The organism is Desulfovibrio oxyclinae DSM 11498, from assembly GCF_000375485.1.
GTDB classification, from domain to species: Bacteria; Desulfobacterota; Desulfovibrionia; order Desulfovibrionales; family Desulfovibrionaceae; genus Pseudodesulfovibrio; species Pseudodesulfovibrio oxyclinae.
The window spans coordinates 1-17,322 of the sequence record NZ_AQXE01000008.1; the positions used below are offsets into that span (position 1 = coordinate 1).

Annotated in this window: 20 protein-coding genes; 6 read left to right on the forward strand and 14 right to left on the reverse strand. The window is 60.4% G+C overall.

Going from position 1 to position 17,322, the window contains the following annotated elements:
* Window positions 1-452: 452 nt before the first annotated feature.
* From hypB to B149_RS0109610, 8 genes are all read right to left on the reverse strand, one after another.
* Window positions 453-1,112, reverse strand: coding sequence for a hydrogenase nickel incorporation protein HypB (gene hypB / locus B149_RS0109575; RefSeq protein WP_018124969.1), 660 nt, complete (start codon window positions 1,110-1,112; stop codon window positions 453-455).
* Window positions 1,113-1,138: 26 nt separating this feature from the next.
* Window positions 1,139-1,492, reverse strand: coding sequence for a hydrogenase maturation nickel metallochaperone HypA (locus B149_RS0109580; protein WP_156816795.1), 354 nt, complete (start codon window positions 1,490-1,492; stop codon window positions 1,139-1,141).
* A gap of 137 nt (window positions 1,493-1,629) precedes the next feature.
* A complete protein-coding gene (locus B149_RS0109585) occupies window positions 1,630-2,307 on the reverse strand; it encodes a DUF47 domain-containing protein (protein ID WP_018124971.1) in 678 nt (225 codons plus the stop codon).
* A 23-nt stretch (window positions 2,308-2,330) separates the two neighbouring features.
* On the reverse strand, window positions 2,331-3,566 hold the full coding sequence (locus tag B149_RS0109590; RefSeq protein WP_018124972.1) for an inorganic phosphate transporter: 1,236 nt from the start codon (window positions 3,564-3,566) through the stop codon (window positions 2,331-2,333).
* A gap of 35 nt (window positions 3,567-3,601) precedes the next feature.
* Window positions 3,602-5,395, reverse strand: coding sequence for a HAMP domain-containing sensor histidine kinase (locus B149_RS0109595; RefSeq protein WP_018124973.1), 1,794 nt, complete (start codon window positions 5,393-5,395; stop codon window positions 3,602-3,604).
* 211 nt (window positions 5,396-5,606) lie between these two features.
* Window positions 5,607-6,068 carry a cytochrome P460 family protein gene (locus B149_RS0109600; RefSeq protein ID WP_018124974.1) on the reverse strand — a complete coding sequence of 154 codons (462 nt, stop codon included), beginning with the start codon at window positions 6,066-6,068 and terminating at the stop codon, window positions 5,607-5,609.
* Between the two features lie 143 nt (window positions 6,069-6,211).
* The gene (locus B149_RS18540) at window positions 6,212-6,361 is read right to left on the reverse strand and encodes a hypothetical protein (protein WP_018124975.1); all 150 of its coding nucleotides are present in this window, start codon (window positions 6,359-6,361) and stop codon (window positions 6,212-6,214) included.
* Window positions 6,362-6,402: 41 nt separating this feature from the next.
* On the reverse strand, window positions 6,403-6,849 hold the full coding sequence (locus B149_RS0109610) for a bactofilin family protein (RefSeq protein ID WP_018124976.1): 447 nt from the start codon (window positions 6,847-6,849) through the stop codon (window positions 6,403-6,405).
* 290 nt (window positions 6,850-7,139) lie between these two features.
* On the opposite strand from B149_RS0109610, the gene B149_RS0109615 reads away from it, so the two are divergent.
* Genes B149_RS0109615 through B149_RS0109625 form a run of 3 tightly spaced genes read left to right on the forward strand, consistent with a single transcriptional unit; the run spans window position 7,140 to window position 9,809 of the window.
* Complete coding sequence (locus B149_RS0109615; RefSeq protein ID WP_018124977.1) at window positions 7,140-8,309, forward strand: cyclic nucleotide-binding domain-containing protein; 1,170 nt, start codon at window positions 7,140-7,142, stop codon at window positions 8,307-8,309.
* The gene (locus B149_RS0109620) at window positions 8,309-9,082 is read left to right on the forward strand and encodes a motility protein A (protein WP_018124978.1); all 774 of its coding nucleotides are present in this window, start codon (window positions 8,309-8,311) and stop codon (window positions 9,080-9,082) included. The genes B149_RS0109615 and B149_RS0109620 overlap by 1 nt, the downstream gene beginning before the upstream one ends.
* Window positions 9,083-9,092: 10 nt before the next feature.
* Window positions 9,093-9,809, forward strand: coding sequence for an OmpA/MotB family protein (locus tag B149_RS0109625; protein ID WP_018124979.1), 717 nt, complete (start codon window positions 9,093-9,095; stop codon window positions 9,807-9,809).
* Window positions 9,810-9,825: 16 nt separating this feature from the next.
* Here the strand turns inward: B149_RS0109625 and B149_RS0109630 are convergent, their stop codons facing one another.
* On the reverse strand, window positions 9,826-10,695 hold the full coding sequence (locus B149_RS0109630; RefSeq protein WP_018124980.1) for a DMT family transporter: 870 nt from the start codon (window positions 10,693-10,695) through the stop codon (window positions 9,826-9,828).
* Window positions 10,696-11,400 (reverse strand): DNA/RNA nuclease SfsA, encoded by a 705-nt coding sequence (gene sfsA, locus B149_RS0109635; protein ID WP_018124981.1) that lies wholly within the window; start codon window positions 11,398-11,400, stop codon window positions 10,696-10,698. It lies immediately after the preceding gene.
* Between the two features lie 103 nt (window positions 11,401-11,503).
* Between sfsA and B149_RS0109640 the strand changes: the two genes are divergently transcribed.
* The gene (locus B149_RS0109640) at window positions 11,504-12,721 is read left to right on the forward strand and encodes an HDOD domain-containing protein (RefSeq protein ID WP_026167548.1); all 1,218 of its coding nucleotides are present in this window, start codon (window positions 11,504-11,506) and stop codon (window positions 12,719-12,721) included.
* A gap of 5 nt (window positions 12,722-12,726) precedes the next feature.
* Here B149_RS0109640 and B149_RS0109645 read toward each other — a convergent pair whose 3' ends face one another.
* Entirely contained in the window at window positions 12,727-13,320 is a 594-nt protein-coding gene (locus B149_RS0109645; RefSeq protein ID WP_018124983.1) for a VOC family protein, read from the reverse strand.
* A gap of 112 nt (window positions 13,321-13,432) precedes the next feature.
* Between B149_RS0109645 and B149_RS0109650 the strand changes: the two genes are divergently transcribed.
* Window positions 13,433-14,170 (forward strand): substrate-binding periplasmic protein, encoded by a 738-nt coding sequence (locus B149_RS0109650; RefSeq protein WP_018124984.1) that lies wholly within the window; start codon window positions 13,433-13,435, stop codon window positions 14,168-14,170.
* Here B149_RS0109650 and B149_RS0109655 read toward each other — a convergent pair.
* Genes B149_RS0109655 through B149_RS0109665 form a run of 3 tightly spaced genes read right to left on the reverse strand, consistent with a single transcriptional unit; the run spans window position 14,163 to window position 16,475 of the window.
* Window positions 14,163-14,834: an ABC transporter ATP-binding protein gene (locus B149_RS0109655; RefSeq protein WP_018124985.1), complete on the reverse strand. Its 672-nt coding sequence runs from the start codon at window positions 14,832-14,834 to the stop codon at window positions 14,163-14,165. The two genes, B149_RS0109650 and B149_RS0109655, sit on opposite strands and share 8 nt — an antisense overlap.
* Window positions 14,835-14,852: 18 nt before the next feature.
* A complete protein-coding gene (locus B149_RS0109660; protein WP_018124986.1) occupies window positions 14,853-16,010 on the reverse strand; it encodes an ABC transporter permease in 1,158 nt (385 codons plus the stop codon).
* Between the two features lie 15 nt (window positions 16,011-16,025).
* Window positions 16,026-16,475 carry a DUF2318 domain-containing protein gene (locus tag B149_RS0109665; protein WP_018124987.1) on the reverse strand — a complete coding sequence of 150 codons (450 nt, stop codon included), beginning with the start codon at window positions 16,473-16,475 and terminating at the stop codon, window positions 16,026-16,028.
* 308 nt (window positions 16,476-16,783) lie between these two features.
* On the opposite strand from B149_RS0109665, the gene B149_RS0109670 reads away from it, so the two are divergent.
* The gene (locus B149_RS0109670) at window positions 16,784-17,311 is read left to right on the forward strand and encodes an RsbRD N-terminal domain-containing protein (RefSeq protein ID WP_018124988.1); all 528 of its coding nucleotides are present in this window, start codon (window positions 16,784-16,786) and stop codon (window positions 17,309-17,311) included.
* Window positions 17,312-17,322 lie beyond the last annotated feature (11 nt).

Below are 17,322 nucleotides of genomic sequence, written 5' to 3' on the forward strand. Positions count from 1 at the left end.
GGACCAAAGGGGCGGGCCCCCTTTGGAATCCCTGAGTTGTCAGCGGGGTTGCAGCTGCCGGGTTCATGCGGCCGCACAACCCGCGTCCCAGCTGCAACCCCGCTGACGGGGATTTGGGAGCTGGGGGGCTTGGTTGACGGGCTTCTGTAGCAAGGAGAATTCGTCAAGGAGAGCTTTCTCTGCTCACAAGCTTATCATCAAAACTCCCCCCTGCACTCCCACTCCCCCGCCAACACAACAACCGCCATCAGCCTCCCGCCAAGCCGCCTATACGCCTTAGCTTTCGGAAAGCCTCGTGCGGCTTGGCAACACAAAAGGTTTTGGGAGATTCTTAAGAACCCTTTTGCAAAAGGGTTCTTAAGCCCCCGGAGGGCCGTCGGAGACCCGCCGGAGGCACAAAAAGAAAGGGCGTCCCGGTTGGGACGCCCCTTTTGTAGATATGGTGCGTTCGCCTACTTCTTGGCTTCGCGGGCTTTTCTGAGCCAGTCGTACCACTTTTCGAGGTTGTCTCCGGTTCTGCAGGAGATGGGGAGCACTTCGATATCTGCGTTGAGCTTGCGAGCGTGTGCGCTGGCGCTGTCGAGGTCGAAGTCCACGTAGGGGAGCAGATCGACCTTGTTAAGCAGCATGACTGCGGAGATATGGAACATGAAGGGGTATTTTTCCGGCTTGTCGTCGCCTTCGGTGACAGAGAGCAGGGTAATCTTGTGGTCTTCTCCCACGTCGAATTCTGCGGGGCAGACGAGGTTGCCGACGTTTTCCACGAAGAGGATGTCGAGACCTTCGAGGTCTATCTGCTTGATGGATTCGAGAATCTGGCCGGAATCGAGGTGGCAGCTGCCTTCGGTGTTGATCTGGACGGCCTGTGCGCCGGTTGCTTCGACGCGTTTGGCGTCGTTGTCGGTCTGCAGGTCGCCTTCGATGACTGCCATCTTGAATTCGTCGCGCAGGTCGGTGAGCGTGCGTTCAAGCAGGCTGGTCTTACCGGCTCCGGGAGAGCTCATGAGGTTGAGGCAGAGTATCTTCTTCTCTTTGTAGATTTCCTTGAGTTTTTCGGCAAGCTTGTCGTTTGCTTCAAGGACGTCGCGTACTATGGGAATTTCGCTGCTCATGGGGTGCTCCTTGTGAATCCCGGCCCTTATTCTTCGGGGTCGGCGGGTTCGATACTGTCGATGTAGAGTTCCTTGCCTTCAAGGACGTTGTGGCCGAGCACTTCCTCACAGCTCGGGCAGGGCATGTAGCGGTTGTGGTCGGGGGTAAATTCCGTCCCGCACTTTCCGCATGCGACCTTGAGCGGTATCTCGACGATTTCGAGCTTGGCTCCGTCGAATTCACTTGTGCCGGGTGTCAGCGCTTCCCACGCGAACTGCATGGCTTCGGTCACGACGCCAGCGAGTTGCCCGTTCTTGATGACCACCCTTTTGAGGCGGCCGATGTCCCTGTTGGTCATTTCATCCCGGAGAATGTCCAGAATGTTTTGTACTATCGACATTTCATGCATGGCTCATCGGCATACCGCAAATTGGAAAAGGCAGCAAGGAACTCATGAAGATAACACGCTCCCGGAAAGGTATGAAAAAGGCCCGGTTCCGAGTCGGAACCGGGCCTGGAGTCGCGTCTGGAGGCTCTTTAGCGGGCGATCATGTTGCGCAGGGTGTCCACGCAGTTTTCGCAGCTGTGACCCATGTCGCCGAGGCATTCGCAGAAGTGGATGAGCTGGTAGATGTCCTTGAACTCCATATCGTCGGAGTTGTAGATCTTTTTGACCAGTTCGTTGGTACTCCTGCGGATGCTTTCGCGTTCCTTGCGGACTTTGCGGTAGGTCTCCTTGGTGCCTTCGCGGTCGATGGTCTCGCCATAGACGAGGTCGATGGTCGCCTTGAGGGCGGGGCCGAGGAGTTCGGTGGCGGTCCGCACGCTGTCGAGCAGGTTGATGAGGTCCTTTTGCATGTCCGTGGGCACGTCCACGGGGCGCATGCCGAGCCAGTGCAGGGCGTCCTGCGCGGCATCGAGGATGTTGTCCTGAAACTTGGTGTAGTTCAGAAAGAGGGTCTTATCCACGGCCATGTAAAGGCCTTTGGGAAGGTGGTTGCGGATGTTGCGTTTGATTTTGTCCGCGTGGTTCTCGATTTTATCGATGGCATTCTTGAGCTCCTTGAATTCGCGGCACACGCCGCCGGAAACGTAGCATTCAAGGGAGTCGTCGATCGCACCGATGCATTCGGCTATCTTGTCGTAGTGTTCGACAAGGCCGTCCATGGGGTCTCGCCGGGCAAGCAGCCCGAAGAAAGGCAGTCTCAGGTACATAATTCCTCCACTAGTCCCTTATGCTAATAGCATATGGCCTTTAACAATTCAAAGATAACAATGGAGGTCACGGCGGCTATGGGAACCGTGAGCACCCAGTAGAGCACGATTTTGCCGAGCACGCGGAAGTCAACTGCACGGAAACCGCGGGCCATGCCCACGCCGACCACCGCGCCGACGGCGGCATGGGTGGTGGAGACGGGTAGTCCCATGTTGGAGGCCACCAGCACGGTGCTGGCTGCGCCGAAGTCCACGGCAAAACCGCGGGTGTTGGTGAGCTGAGTGATGCGCCCGCCCACAGTGGCCATGACCTTGTGGCCGAGCAGTCCGATACCCACGGCGATGCCGACGCCGCCGAGGATGAGCATGCTCATGGGCACGTCGGCCTGGGCGAGAAGCTGATGCTCGCGGGAGATGAGGTAGATGGCGGCCACGGGGCCGATGGCGTTGGCGACGTCGTTGGCACCCTGCGAGAGGGCCACGTAACAGGAAGTACCGACCTGCATCTTGCGGAAGACGGTCTCGACCGTTTCGGGGCCTTCCTCGGCGTCGCGAACCAGCCGGGACACGATCCACCATGCCAGGCAATACACGGCGCCCGCCACACCGGCGGCAATGAGCAGGGAGACGGCCCAGGGCAGGTTGAGGTCCTTGCCCACCGGCGTCTTGTAGAGAAACGAGAGCATGATCAGCGCCACGGTGAGGGCGATCCAGAAGGGAGCCCATTTCTTGGCCTGCTGAATGAAGTGTTTCTTGTAGAGTATTTTCTTTCGTATGCTGGTGAAGACGAAATAGCCTATGGCGGATGCGAAGAAGGGCGAGATGATCCAGGAGAGCACGATGCCGCCCATCTTGAGCCAGTTCACCACGTCCGCGCCGCCGGCCACCATGCCGAAGCCCATGATGGCTCCGACTATCGAGTGTGTCGATGAGACCGGTAGCGAGGTGAGTGTGGCTATGAGCACCCATATCCCTGCGGCAAGCAGCGCGGCGAACATGCCTATCATGATGATTTTGGGGTCGGATATGGATGCGGGGTTGATGATCCCCTTGGATACGGTGGCGGTCACGTGGGAGCCGAGGAATACGGCACCGACGAAGTTGAGAATACCGGCGATGAAGACCGCCTGCCGCACCGAGATGGCCTTGGCGCCCACGGCGGATGCCATGGAGTTGGCAACGTCGTTGGCGCCGAGGTTGAATGCCATCATGAATCCGGCGCCCAGCGACAGGTAAAAGAATACGTCGTAAATGTCCATTTTTCCCCCCCTCCGGCCTTGGAGGGTCGCGTTCGTTAGTTTTTTTCGGCGGCGTCGAGACTGAAGCAGAACCTCGCTCCGCTGCCGTCCCTTCCCGCTCCGTCATGCCAAATGTCACCGCCGAAATTCCTGACTATCCGACGGCATATGGCCAGGCCGAGTCCTGCTCCGCCCTGACCGTCTATGGTGTTCTCGTCCACTCTGTAGAAACGTTCGAACACCTTGTCGCTGTGTTCCTTGGCGACCCCCGGACCCTGGTCTTCGACGCAGAAGCGGACCTTGCCGTCGGATCTGCTGGCGAAGACGCGGATCTCGCCGCCCTCCGGGCTGAACTTGACCGCGTTCTGGATGAGATTGTGGAAGACGTGCAGCAGCCCTTCTTCGTCACCCATGACCGCGAGGTCGCCTTCTTCGACTTCGGTCCGGATGGTCACGTCCTTATCCGAGGCCAGCGGGGTCACGTCAACCACGGCCTGTGCAAGAGCGTCGTGTCCCGAGACCGCGTTCATGCGAAACGCCTTGCCTACCTGCTCGGATTTGGCCAGTGCCAGCATACTGGAGATGACCTGACTCATATGGTTGGCGTTTTTGACGATGATTTCGAGAAAGCCGCGTGCACCTTCGAAGTCCTTGGGCGGGCTGTCCAGCAGCGTTTCCGAGTAGCCCTTGATGCTGGTCAGCGGTGTGCGCAGCTGATGCGATGCGTTGGCCACGAAGTCCTTGAGGGCTTTTTCCGAGCGCTTCATGGCGGTGATGTCGTGGAAGACGAGGATGATCTTGCGGCCACCGTCGTGATCCGTGTACGGCACGGCGCTGACTTCCACCACGCGATTGTCGAGCAGGTCTATGACCCTTGGCTCCATGTCCTCTTCGGTGGCGGTGTCAGAGAGCAGGCTGTCCACGAGGTTCTGGACCTCGTAGCGGCGCGTCACTTCGATGGGGGTGCGGCCGCGTGCGGTGGCGGGCATGGAGATCATGCCGTCCAGTGCGGAGTTGTAGGACTCCACGCGGCCCTGTGCGTCGAGGGTCATGACGCCTTCGGTCATGCCTTCGAACATGGCCCGCAGCTGGCCCTTCTGGTCTTCGATGGTGCGGATGTGCCGCTCGATCTTCTTGGCCATGGCGTTGACCGATTGGGCCAGCGGGTAGAACTCGCCACCGGGGATGACTCGGATGCGTTTGGAATAGTTTCCGTCGCCGATTTGCCTGGCCAGGTCGGAGAATGCCTTGATGGAGCCGCTCATGACGCGAGAGAGCAGGGCCGCGAGGCCCGCTGCGGCCACCATGGTCAGCAGCATGAGCCAGAAAAAGTTTTCCCTGAGGTCGCCCACGCGCTCCCGGACCTGAGAAAACGGGGTGGCGACGCGCAGCACCCCGGCGGGCAGGCCGCCGGTGGCGGGCATGTTCCAGGCCACGTACATCATTTCCTGATCCAGCGTGGCGGAACGGCGACGGTCCATGCCTTTGCCCGCGTGCAGGGCGTTGAGCACTTCAGGCCGGTGTCCGTGGTCTTCCAGCCCGTCGAGGGCGTTGAAGGGTACTTCGGAGTCGGCAAGTACCTTGCCGTCGTGAATGTAGGTGATGCGGACGCCCAGCCGACTGCCGAGCTGCGTGATCCATTCGTCGAATTCGAGGCGGGACTGGAAAGGGCGGTGATCGAGCGCAAGCCAGCGCACGGTCTGCAACTGCCGCCACGAACGCTCTTCGGTATCCTCGATGAGGTCGGAGCCGACAAGGGTGGTGCTGTAGTAGAAGACCACTCCCATGGCCGCCAACAGCAGGGCCCCACCCCAAAGAAGGACCCGCATCCGGAAGGATTTAAGTATCATGTTCGGATTTTCCTCATAAGGTTCCAGCGTCCGTGGACGCGCGAGAACTATCATAAAAGGCGTCCCCTTGAAACAGCGTTTTGTTACAATCACGTTACACGAGGAGGGTGGGTGCGCTTGTGGCCGAATTAATGGTCGTTTTTTGGCAAATACGCATAAGAAAGCCGGAGAATCAGCGATTCTCCGGCTGAAAAGTCAGCGTAAACGTATCTCAGTGCTCCGAGACCATGATGAAGTCATTGTCACGCGAGGCGGTGTGACAGGCGATGCAGCCGTTGGGTCGCCCGGATACCAAGACCTCGCCCTTGGGGCCGTACTTCGCCCAGAACCAGTCGCCGGCCGCGGGGTTGTAGCCCTCCACCTTGTACATGACGGTGATGGCCTTGAGGGTTTTCTCAGCGCCGTAGTTCTCCTTGACGATGACGGAGCCGTCCCCCTTTGGATGTCCGGGGATTCCGGTCTGATCGTTGATGTAGACCTCGTGCCACTGACCGTGGGGGGCATTGCCTTCCTGCATTCCCTCGTGGTCGGGGAACTGGCCCCACTGCGTGTAGGGATCGTCGATGGCGATGCGTTTCCAGAGCGCTTCCGCGTCGGGGCTGGTGGCGCTTCCCGCCATGGCCGCGGCCGTCACCGCAAGGAGCAGGATAATGCCGAGCAGAACCTGTTTCATCACACCCTCCGAGTTTGCGAGACACTAGCATCAAACGTGCGGCGTTGCCAGAGCGAAGCCATGATAATCCTGCCGACCAATGTCACAAAAAAAGGGCGCTTCCATAATGGAAACGCCCAGGGTGCCGCCAACGGCAAAAGCTGCTACTTGAAATCGGCGATCTTGCGAATCTCGCCGAAGCCCGGATTGAGGGACCGGACGTGCCGTTCCAGCTGCAATTCCATCTCGAGGTAGTTGTCGCCGGTGGACACGATGGTTTCCGAGTCGCCCTTGATGATTACGAACTGGTACATGCTGTTATCCTCTCGTCGATTGTTTTTTTGAAGCGATGATATTAACCGAGGTCGCCCTGGTCGGCAAGCTCGTCCTCTTCAGGGGCGCCGAGCGCCTGCACGGTGGAAGTGGCTTTCACTTCCGCCTGCTTTCCCGAGGTCATGGCGATCTCGCCTTCAAGGAAGGCGCCCTTTTCCATGACAAGGGTCGGCGTGGAGAGGCTGCCGCTCAAGCGGGACCCTTTCTGGAGAATGGTCCTGCCGCCGACGAACACGTCGCCTTCGATCTTGCCGCTTGATGCGAGATCGCCCACATTGACGACCCCCTGGATATATGCCTCGGGTCCGAGGACCAGCGTGCCTTCCGTGGATATCTCGCCCTGAAATATGCCGTCAATACGGACCGTGCCCACGAAGTGCAGCTTCCCGCGGTATTCGGTACCTACGCCGAGGAAGGCGTTGAGTTCCGACGAGTCGCCCTGTGCGGATGATTTGCTGAAAAAGCCCATTGTACCTCACGAACTGTCTTTGCGCGCCTCGAAGCAATGAAACGTGCCGATGGGGCATATACCGTCCCGGCCCGCCGAACGCCACAAATTTTTTTCATGTTTGTATCAGAACCGCCTCCGGAGCGTCGATGTGAAAAGCGGGCACGGCAGTAAGGTTCAATGCCCTGAAAGCCGCTGTGGCGCAGGGACGGCTCAGGATTCTATGCGGATTGTTCTTTGCACGAAAAACGGCTACGTTGGGATAGGTTGGCAAAGTGGCAAGGCTCGTTATCCCTGGGGTGAATACACGCATGATGACCGAGAGAAAGATTCAGAACGTCAAGACGTACCACAAGGGGCAGGTCATTTTTCAGGAGGGCCAGCAGGGTACCTATGCCTATATGATAAAGAAAGGCTCGGTAACCCTGTACCGGACAGTGGACAACCGGAAGGTGGTGCTGGACCGTCTGGGCAAAGGCGAGATATTCGGCGAAATGGGCGCGCTTGCGGAGCAGGCCCGCTCGGCCAGTGCCGAGGCTGCGGAGTACTGCGAGCTGATGGTCCTCACCCGGCAGCAGGTCACGGGCATGCTCGACCGAAGCCCCAAGACCATCAAGCATCTGGTGAACCTGCTGCTCAAGCGGTTGCGCAAGGCCAACAGCGCAGGCGGCACCAGAACCGGCACCGACACCTTTCTGGCGATCTGCAGGATTCTCGAAATGTCCTGGGCCACGCACAGCAACCTGCCTCCGGCGCAGGCCAAGCGCATCCCCAACTACAACATGGGGTTGCCGATCCGCGAACTCGCCCGCACCTGCAAGACCGTGCTGCTCACCACCGAGGCCGAGCTGCAGCAGGTGCTGGAAAAGCTGCGAACCCTCAAGATCATCGAAATCAACGCCACGGGCACGGGCAAGGCTTTTTCGGACCGCTACGTGCGCATCACCTCGCCGGACACCTTTCTCGAAGTTGCCGGAAACCTCGCCAAACAGCTCGGCCCCGAGGCCGCCTGTTCGGACCTTGAGTTCATGGACATCTTCGACTTTGCCGAAGCCGTGAACGCCTCGCCCGAGGTGATTTACAAGAAGATGGCCGCAGGGGAAATTCCCGAATCGCTGTTTTTGTTTCATAAAGCCAACACCATGGCCTGGGCGGAACAGCAGGAGGAAGGGTTCTTCAAGAAGGTCAAGCGCAAGCGCAAGAAGATCGAGGATCTGGAAGACGTCAACGACATCGTGTTCGTGGACAACGCCACCCTCAAGGACGTGTTCGCCAAGCTCGGCTACTACAAGCTGGGCATCCTCATGAGCGTGGCGGAAGAGGACGCGCGCAAGAAGATCGTGACCAACCTCGCCCGCAAGATCGCGGCAATCGTTCAGGAAGAGGCGGATAACCGCGAGAGCGTGGACGAGGCCGAGGCGCAGGACGTGCAGGATGAGCTGATTTCGCTCGTCAAGGCCGCAAAGGGGGTCTCCCAGTAGTGAACGTCGCAACCATTTTCGGCATCATCACCGGCATCGCCGTACTCTGCGGCGCCACGTGGGTCGCCACCGACTCGGTGGAGGTGTTCATCAACCTTCCCGGGCTGGCCATCGTGCTGGGCGGCACCATCGCGGCCACCTTCATCTGCTATCCGCTCAAGGAGGTCATGCGGGTCTTCGGCCTGTTCATGACCGCTTTCCGGGCGGAGGAGCTGCCCATCGGCAACTACATCAAGGTGCTGGTGCAGATTTCCAAGGATTCTTCGTACAAGGGCGAGGAATATCTGGAGCGATCCATCAAGAAGATCGAGAACGAATTTCTGCGCGACGGACTCCAGATGCTGGTGGACGGCTACAGCCGCGACGAACTCAAGGAGATTCTCGACACGCGCATCCAACAGTACCACGAGCAGGAGATATACGCCACGGGCATTTATCGGACCATGGCCACCCTCTCGCCCGCCTTCGGCATCATCGGCACCCTCATTGGACTCATTGCCATGATGCAGGGGCTCGGCGGAGACATCACCCGCATCGGCCCGGCCATGGCCACGGCGCTGACCACCACGCTCTACGGCGTACTCTTCGCCAACCTGCTCTACCTGCCCATCGCCACCAAGGTGGAACGCCGGGTGGAGGAGCGCACCATCCTCATGAACGTCATCCGCGACGGCATCCTTTTCATCAAGGAAAAGACGCCGCCCGCCATCGTCATGGACAAGCTCAAGGGCTACCTGCCGCCGCGCAAGTGGTCATCCGTGAGCGCACGCTAGGAGGGGAGCCGTGAATCCGCTGCCGCCGCGCAAGAAGAACCGAGGACCGGACAACAGCACATGGGCGTTGTCGTTCGCGGACATGATGATGCTTCTCATGTGCTTCTTCGTGGTCATGCTGGGCATCGCCAAGGTGGATCAGGGCCGGTACGAGGCGGTCTCCGACATTCTTGCGGAAGCCATGAAGGGCAAGGCCGCGCCGAGCCGCGCCATGGAAGGCGACCCCCAATCCAGCCGGTTCCCGGTGGAAGGCAGGAAGAAGAACCTTTTTGCATTGCAGCTGGAACTCGCCAAGCTCATTGATCAGGATGCGGAAACGGTCTCCCTTCGCATGCGTCCCGATGCGGTGGCCATCAGCCTGCCGTCCACGGTGTTCTTCCGCATCGGCGAGGCCGGGCTGACGGCCCGCGCCCGTGAAATCCTGTCGCGCATCGTCGCGCCGCTGACAGGACACGGCTACCGGCTGACCATCGAAGGTCACACCGACGACATCCCCATCCGGTCGGCGCGCTATCCGTCGAACTGGGAGCTCTCCTCTGCGCGTGCCGCTTCAGTGGCGCGTTATTTCATCGGCGAAGGGTTCCCCAGAGATGAAATTGAGATCAAGGGTCTTGCGGATACGGAGCCGCTTGTTCCCAATCGCGACGAGAGCGGCAATCCCATTGTGGAGAACCAGTCCCGCAACCGTCGCGTGACCATTCTTGTCCGTCCGGCGCCGACAGCCTGATTCGTCCGGCGGGCGATCATGCGCCCGGCAGGTCGCGGGCCTTCGGTTGCCGTTGCAGGGAGCCGAGGTAGATGCCGCAGAGCGCCAGCGCCACCCCTGAGAGTTCCACCGGGTTCACCGGCTTTCCGAAGAAGAGAATATCCCACAGAAACGAGAGCACGGGCTGAAGCAGCAGCACTAGCCCGGCAAGCGAGGCGCGCACTGAGTCCAGCCCCCGGCTGATGAGCAGCCAGCCGCCGCACTGGCAGAGGATGCCCAGTGAAAGCATGGACGACCACGCGGCCATGTCCGGCAGAGCGAAGGAGCCGCCGCCGATCAGGTTGGCCGCTCCGCAGGCTGCGGCGGTCCACAGGGTGATGGCGGCCACACTGGCGAGTGCGTCCCCGGTGCGGGCCACGAGCCGTTTCAGGGACAGGATGTAGGCAGCGTAGAACAGTCCCGTCGCCACACCGTACAGCACTCCTTTTTGGAAGGCCTCGCCGCCGAGGTCCCATTGCGGGCCGACGGTGAGATAGACGCCGCCGAGGGCGAGAATCAGTGCACCCCCGAATCGGATGCCGGGACGCTCGCCGAGGATGATCACGGAAAACACGGCGATGAAGACGGCCTGAAGGTTGCCCAGCATGGTTGCCAGCCCCGGCCCCACCGCGAGGATGGCCCGGTGCCAGCAGAGAAAGTCGCCTGTCAGAAAGAATGCCGCAGTCAGCGATGCGGGCAGGACGGTCTTGAGCGTGCCGAGTCTTCCCTTGGCCGCCAGCAGGCCGACCATGGTGACGCCGCCGAAGAGCATTCGATAGAACGCCGAAGCGTCCGCCGAGATGCCGGCGGTTGTGACGAAGACGGCGGCGAAGCTGATGACCACCGCACCGAGTGCGAGCGAGCCCATCTAAATTGCCACCGGAAGCCTGCGTCCGAGCCGGATGCCGTCCATGCTCACCTCGGCCTCGAACGGCCACGCTTCCACGCCCTTGTCCAGAGCCTTGGCAAGCAGGTCCGCATATTCCGGGTCGATGAAATCGGCGGGACCGAAGCAGTCGCCGTCGGGCCGCTGCACGAGAAAGAACAGGGCGACGCGATCACCGCGCTCGGCGAGGGTCATGAGTTCGTGCAGGTGCTTCCTGCCGCGTTCCGTGGCGGCGTCCGGAAAGCAGGCGCGGCAGTCCTCCACCATGGTGACGTTTTTGCACTCCACCCACAACACTCCGCGGGGGCCTTCGATGCGGGCGTCCAGACGGCTGTTGCCGGTCTTGGCCTCGCTCCTGAACGTCGTGTAGCCTTCGGTGTCCGGCAGCTGCCCGGCCTCAAACGCCGCGCGGACCATTCTGTTGGGGGTGGAGGTGTTGACGCCGACCCAGAAATCGTCAAACTCTACGGCTTCAAGCGTCCACTTGAGCTTTCTGGCCGGATTGGCGGCAGGGGAGAGGAGAATGGTTCTGCCTTCCCGAAGCAGCCCCATCATGGAGCCGGTGTTGTTGGTGTGGGCGGCGACAGGCCCGTCGGCCCGCTGCGCGTTCACCGTGAACCGTTTGCGGCGTTCGATGAACTCGGCCCGAATGCACCCTTCGGGATATGGCAGAAAGGCAGTCGTCATTGTATACTCCTGTGGCTTGCGGGCGGAGAATAGGGTATGATCAGTCTCTTCGGCAAGTGATGTCGAGAGAATTGGACGGTTTTTCGAATCATGAGGCGCAACTATGGCATGGCGAGCGATTGAGGAAGCGCGACCGGGCATGATGCTCGAAGGCGATCTGGTAACCCCGCAGGGGCGACGGCTTCTTCGGGCCGGTGCATCGCTGACCGGTTCCAGCCTGGCCAAGGCCGTTGCCGCAGGTGTTACGAGGGTGGATGTGCGCGATGATGCGCCTGATGCGTCTCCCGAAGCCCTCGCCGCAGCTCGCGACCTCGCCCGGCGGCGATTCCTGCTGACCAATCATCGCCATTCCGCCGTGAGAGAGGCTGCCCGGGCATTCGTGCAGGTGGCTGCTGCCCGGCACCGTCCCGAAGAGTTGCGGGAAATGACCGGTGCCTACGAACCCGATCCGGATCTGAAGGTCGAAGCGTCCGGCCCTTTGGACGGTGCGGCGCTGGTGCAGGGCGAAGTCCGGCTTGCGAGCCTTCCGGCGATTTTCTTCGAGATAAGCGAAGCGCTCGGCGACCCGCGCAGTTCATCTTCTTACATGGCGGACATCATCAGCAAGGACGTGGCCATTTCCGCAAGGCTCCTGCGCATGGTCAATACGCCGTTCTATGGCTTTCCCGGCCGCATCGACTCCCTTTCGCGCGCGGTGACCATCATTGGAGTGGAGCAGCTGGTCAGTCTGGCGCAGGGCATTTCCGTCATCACCGCTTTTGAGGGCATTCCCGAAGACCTGCTGGACCTCAAGAGCTTCTGGCTGCACAGCATCATGTGCGGCACGCTGGCGCGATTGCTCGCCAGTCATCACGGCATTGCCAACGACGAACGGTTTTTCGTGGCGGGGCTGCTGCACGATATAGGCAGGCTGGTGGTGCTGCGCAACCTGCCCGAGCGGGCTCTGGAGCCGTTGCAGGCGTGCCGGGTCAAACCGCAGTCCGTGACGCAGGCGGAAATGGAGTTCTGGGGAACGACGCATTCGGAGATAGGGGCCGACCTGATGCGGGCATGGAAGCTGCCGCAATTCCTCGAACACCTGCTGCGGTATCACCACAGTCCGTCCGTTTCGCCGGTGATGCTGGAGTCGGCCATCGTTCATGCGGCGGATTTTATGGCCAACGCGCTGGGTACGGGCCGAAGCGGCGATCTTTACGTGCCACGGCTCGACAAGGCCGCGTGGGAACTGCTGAGCGTGACCCCCGAGCGCTTCAGGCGTTTGGCGCTGGAGGCCGAGAACCAGTCCCACCAGATCATGGAAGCATTTTTCGACGAAGCCTGATCGCTTTATGAGTGCTTCTTTTTGGCCGCCTGACGGATCTGGTCCCCTTCGCCCGGATAGACCTCCCGCTCTTCCGGCGGCGTGAACCTGTCGGGTTCGGGCCAGCGTCCCGGTACCGGATCCGCGCCTTCGCGAGCGAGGGCGGTCGGCTCGCTATCCACCATGACCGGCGTGCTGCGGATATCCACATCAGGTAAGGGCACGCTGAATTCGATGGCGATGCCGTTGGGGTCGAAGGTGTAGATGGAGTGGATGAAACCATGATCCACGGCCTCGGAGACCCAGATGTCGGCGGCTTCGAGGCGGTCCCGGAGTTCCCACAGCTCATCCTGCGAGGCCAGTTCAAAGGAGACGTGGTCGAAGCAGGCCGGGCCTTTCACCGGGACTCCATGATCCTTTTCCGGGCAGTTGTCCAGATCGGGCCATTCGAAAAAGGCGATCATGTCGTGCTCGGTCAGTTCGAAAAAGTAGTGTCGGTACCCCGGATGCCCCAACCCGGTCACCAGGCGGCAGCCCAGAAGATCGCGCCAGAAGGCGATGGTTCTGTCCATGTCGGCGGTGACCATCGCCATATGATTGATGCCCGTAAATCGTGCCATGATTCCTCCAGCTTTCATACATAACCATCCGCGCCGATTTGGCAACCGGGTTATTATCCCGGCGTTGCAGGTCCGGGCACGGCTGTGCTACGGATGATTTACTGGAGGAAGAATGTCTCGAATCAGCCTCGCGTTCGCACTGATCCTGTTGCTCTCCGCTGCGGCTTTCGCCGAGCCGCTGAAGATCGTCACGCTCTCCTATCCCCCGTACGAGTTTATGGAGGATGGCAAGGTCAAGGGTGTTGCGACCCGAGTGGTGCGTGAAGTGTTTCAGCGTATGGACGTCGAGATTGAGATCGAACTGCTGGAATGGGCAGACGCGCTGGAGGCCGTCAGGACCGGGGAGGCCGATGCCATTTATACCGCCTTCAGAACGCCGGAACGAGAGGAGTTTCTCGTGTACCCCACAACCGAACTGGTGGGGCAGGTGACCTCGCTTTTCGTGCGTGAGGGGTCAGCCATCGATTACAACGGGGACTTGGTGCCGCTGGCAAAGTACTCGTTCGGCGTGGTCGAAAAGGTCAGCTACGGCAGTTTCTTCGACGCCGCCGTGGAGCATGGAATCATCGACAAGCTCATCGTTTCGCGTAATGGAGAACAGTCGGTGCGGCGCTTCCTCGCCGGTGAGTCGGATATCCTTGTTTCGAACTGGCTGGAGGCGTGGACCATCCTCGATAAGCTGAACCGAAAGGACGGGGTGCGGGCGCTCTCGCCGCCGCTTCAGAACATACCGAGCTATCTTGCGTTTTCCAAAAAATCCGAGCATCTGGATTTGGTGCCGGGTTTTGAGGAGGCCTTGAGAAGCATTCGCCTCGACGGCACTTACGGAAAACTCTTCAAGCTCAACTGATTCCCGCCAGCCTGCCGCCTGCGAGCTCCACCGTGCGCTGCGCCCTGCATGCGTAGTCTGCTTCGTGGGTCACCATCACCACACTGAGCCCGGTCTCGGGCAGCGATCCCAGCAGGTCCATAATGCCGTCACCGGTCTTGCGGTCGAGACTGCCGGTGGGTTCGTCGGCGAAGAGCACGGCGGCCTTCTTGGCAAGCCCCCTGGCTATGGCCACGCGCTGGCATTCGCCGCCGGAAAGTTCGCCGGGCAGACGGTGTCCCTTTCCGTCAAGGCCGACGCGTGCGAGGCATTCGCGGGCCGCTTCTGTCTGCTCGCGGGAAACGGGTCGCAGGCCGCGCATGGCTGGCAGCAAAACGTTCTCTTCTGCCGTGAGGTAGGGCAGCAGGTGGTGTGCCTGAAAGATCATGGCAAACCCGGTAGCTCTCAAGCAGTCGAGCTCGCGACTGCCCAGTTCGGTGATGTCCCTGCCTTCAAAGTGCAGTGAGCCGCCATCCGGGCGCATGATGCCTGACAGGATGTTGAGCAGGGTGGATTTACCCGAGCCGGAGCGTCCGGTGATTGCGACGAATTCGCCGCAGTCCACCGCGAGATCCACGCCGTTCAGGACGCTGTCCTCCGGCTCGGGACCGAAACGTTTTTCAATATTGCGTGCTTCAATAAGCATATCGATTCCTTGTGCGGGCTAAAGCGATACGAGCGCCTTTGAGGGTTCCACGGATGCCGCCTTGAGCGCGGGAGGAACGGAGGAAAGGGCCGCAACCAGCGCCGCGGACAGGGCGGACAGGCCGAATTCCGCTGCCGAAAAACTCGTTGTCCCGCCCATGTCGAGAAGCGAAAGGATCTTCGAGCTGGCGCCGAGGCCCAGCAGGTAGCCCGCGAGACCTGCCGTGAGCCCGATGAGCAGAGCTTCGAAGCAGAATACGGTGAAGACGCCCTGACGTGAAAAGCCCAGCGAGCGGAGCAGGCCTATCTCGCGAACCCGCTCGTTAACCGAGGACAGCATGGAGAGTCCCACGGAAGCGCAGGCGATGAGCAGTATCACCGAGCTGACGCCGAAGGCGAGGCGTTCCACGAATCGGATGGAGTACATGCGCTGTTTGACCACCTGCTGCATGGCGGTGACTTCGGTACCCGGCAGTGCCTTGGCAAGTTGGCCCACGATGTCCTCGATGGGGCAGCCGGAGCAGAGGGCAGCAACCTCCATGAAGGTGGCCCGGCCGGGAGTGCCCGCCATCTCACCCACAAGGGAAAGACCGGCGAAAAGTACCGAGTCGTCGTCGCTGCCAGTAGGCATGAGAACGCCGGATATGGTGACCGGACGTCCGTCGAGGGTCGTGCTGTCGCCCGGTCGAAGCCCGAGTCTGTCGGCCAGCTTGGATCCTGCAAGCACCTCGTTGCGTTTTTCGGGATAGCTGCCGTCAACGGCCCAGTAGCCCTTGAGGGCCTTCTCGCGCTCCCAACGGACGCCGATGACACCGGCGGGAGCGCCTTCCACACGCCCCGCGTGGATCAGCTTGGGGGCCACCACGCTGATGTTTTTGCGAAGTTCGATGGAGTCAATGGCCTTGTCCACTTCGTCGGCCACAAGCATCTCCGTGCCGAAGTCGAGGTCGCCGAGGCTGAATCCTCCGTAGCTCACGCTGAGTGTCTCGGAGCGGGGAACGATCAGTATGTTCGCGCCAAAGGCAGTGAGCTTTTCCTCCATGCCCGCACCCACCGCGCGGGATACCAGCGACAGGGCAGTGATCGACGTGGCGGCCAGAGCGAACACGCCGAGGAGCAGGGCCGACTTGAGCCATTTGCGCCTGACGTTGCGCAGCGGGATGGTCAGCAGATTCATGTACGATGTTCCCTGCTAAAGGAAATAGCGCCGACCGGCAAACAGGTCGGACTCGGGAATCATGACTTTGCCGTCCTCGACGTTTCGCTCAAGAGGCGCGGGATTGCAGCCGCCGCGAGCCTCGTTGATGCGGGCGGAATGGAAGCGTTGGCCGCAGTTGTCGCAAACCATCCATTCGCCGTTTTGCGAGTAACCTTTTCCTTCCCGCCAGCAGACGTCACAGGCGTCAAGGGCGGCGCGGATGACGCCGTCTCGGCTCTTGATGACGAAAAAGCGGATCGTCTTGCCTGCGGCATCATAGGTGAAGTGGTGTGCTTTGCCGTCCGAAACCGTTTCGACGTCAATGGTTATGAAACCGTTTTCTGCCTCAAGCGGTTTGGGGCCGAAAAAGTCGAAAAATCCGTAGGCCGTCCCGGCGCTGAGCGACAGGATAAAGGTCAGGGCAAGCAGGTGTATGGTCTTCATGGTTGTCTCCGTGTGTTTCATACCGAACAGGTATACATTTATGCGAGGTTTGGCAAGAGTGCCGCGTCATGAATTATATGGGGAGGAAAAGTCCCGTCATGCGGGACTTTTCGGGCTGACGGAGAGTGCCGGAGTGGCCGCTTTTTTTGGCAAAAAACCTTGACCTTTCCGAGTCTATCTGGAATAGAAACTTGCATCTTTACGTGAGGGTTTTCACAATTATCCTCAGCCAATTCGAGCGTGAACCGGTGACCCTTGGGGGAGGCGTCGCTGTTTCGCGAGATTTTTTTGTAGGAGCTGGTAGCGTTATGGGTATGGAGGAGCGCCTAGGCGCCGACCGCGAGAAACTCGCGGACAAATGGGTGGACGCCATCCTCGGGAGCTATCCCGAGGAGACTCGTCGTATATGGAAATCCGGCGGCAACGCGTTCGCAAACCCCGTGGGCGAGACCATCTCCCGCTGCGTTGGCGAGTTCATCGACCACCTCATCCGCTGGGATGATGCCGAGGCCATGGCCGATTCCCTCGACCGCCTCATCCGCATCCGCTCCGTTCAGGAGTTCAGCCCCTCTCAGGCCCTGAGCTTTCTCTTTCTCTTCAAGAAGGTGCTTCGCGAAGCGTACTTCAAGGAAATGGAGAAGAGTGGCGAGCTGGCCGACCTGCTTCGATTCGAGGCAAAACTCGACAACATGGCCATGATGGCCTTCGATATCTACTCAAAGACGCGCGAGGAGCTTTTCGCCATGCGCGTGGACGAGGTCAAGCGTGCTCACCGCAACATCGTGCGGCGGGCCAACTGCGTTTCGGACGTGACGGCCGGCAAGGCCGAGGAATAGAGGCGGTCCCC

Excerpts from the sequence above, each read along its gene's own strand:
- hypB (WP_018124969.1), bottom strand. The coding sequence starts at position 1,112 with ATGAGCAGCGAAATTCCCATAGTACGCGACGTCCTTGAAGCAAACGAC.
- B149_RS0109580 (WP_156816795.1), bottom strand. The coding sequence starts at position 1,492 with ATGTCGATAGTACAAAACATTCTGGACATTCTCCGGGATGAAATGACC.
- B149_RS0109585 (WP_018124971.1), bottom strand. The coding sequence starts at position 2,307 with ATGTACCTGAGACTGCCTTTCTTCGGGCTGCTTGCCCGGCGAGACCCC.
- B149_RS0109590 (WP_018124972.1), bottom strand. The coding sequence starts at position 3,566 with ATGGACATTTACGACGTATTCTTTTACCTGTCGCTGGGCGCCGGATTC.
- B149_RS0109595 (WP_018124973.1), bottom strand. The coding sequence starts at position 5,395 with ATGATACTTAAATCCTTCCGGATGCGGGTCCTTCTTTGGGGTGGGGCC.
- B149_RS0109600 (WP_018124974.1), bottom strand. The coding sequence starts at position 6,068 with ATGAAACAGGTTCTGCTCGGCATTATCCTGCTCCTTGCGGTGACGGCC.
- B149_RS18540 (WP_018124975.1), bottom strand. The coding sequence starts at position 6,361 with ATGTACCAGTTCGTAATCATCAAGGGCGACTCGGAAACCATCGTGTCC.
- B149_RS0109610 (WP_018124976.1), bottom strand. The coding sequence starts at position 6,849 with ATGGGCTTTTTCAGCAAATCATCCGCACAGGGCGACTCGTCGGAACTC.
- B149_RS0109615 (WP_018124977.1), top strand. The coding sequence starts at position 7,140 with ATGATGACCGAGAGAAAGATTCAGAACGTCAAGACGTACCACAAGGGG.
- B149_RS0109630 (WP_018124980.1), bottom strand. The coding sequence starts at position 10,695 with ATGGGCTCGCTCGCACTCGGTGCGGTGGTCATCAGCTTCGCCGCCGTC.
- sfsA (WP_018124981.1), bottom strand. The coding sequence starts at position 11,400 with ATGACGACTGCCTTTCTGCCATATCCCGAAGGGTGCATTCGGGCCGAG.
- B149_RS0109640 (WP_026167548.1), top strand. The coding sequence starts at position 11,504 with ATGGCATGGCGAGCGATTGAGGAAGCGCGACCGGGCATGATGCTCGAA.
- B149_RS0109645 (WP_018124983.1), bottom strand. The coding sequence starts at position 13,320 with ATGGCACGATTTACGGGCATCAATCATATGGCGATGGTCACCGCCGAC.
- B149_RS0109650 (WP_018124984.1), top strand. The coding sequence starts at position 13,433 with ATGTCTCGAATCAGCCTCGCGTTCGCACTGATCCTGTTGCTCTCCGCT.
- B149_RS0109655 (WP_018124985.1), bottom strand. The coding sequence starts at position 14,834 with ATGCTTATTGAAGCACGCAATATTGAAAAACGTTTCGGTCCCGAGCCG.
- B149_RS0109660 (WP_018124986.1), bottom strand. The coding sequence starts at position 16,010 with ATGAATCTGCTGACCATCCCGCTGCGCAACGTCAGGCGCAAATGGCTC.
- B149_RS0109665 (WP_018124987.1), bottom strand. The coding sequence starts at position 16,475 with ATGAAGACCATACACCTGCTTGCCCTGACCTTTATCCTGTCGCTCAGC.
- B149_RS0109670 (WP_018124988.1), top strand. The coding sequence starts at position 16,784 with ATGGGTATGGAGGAGCGCCTAGGCGCCGACCGCGAGAAACTCGCGGAC.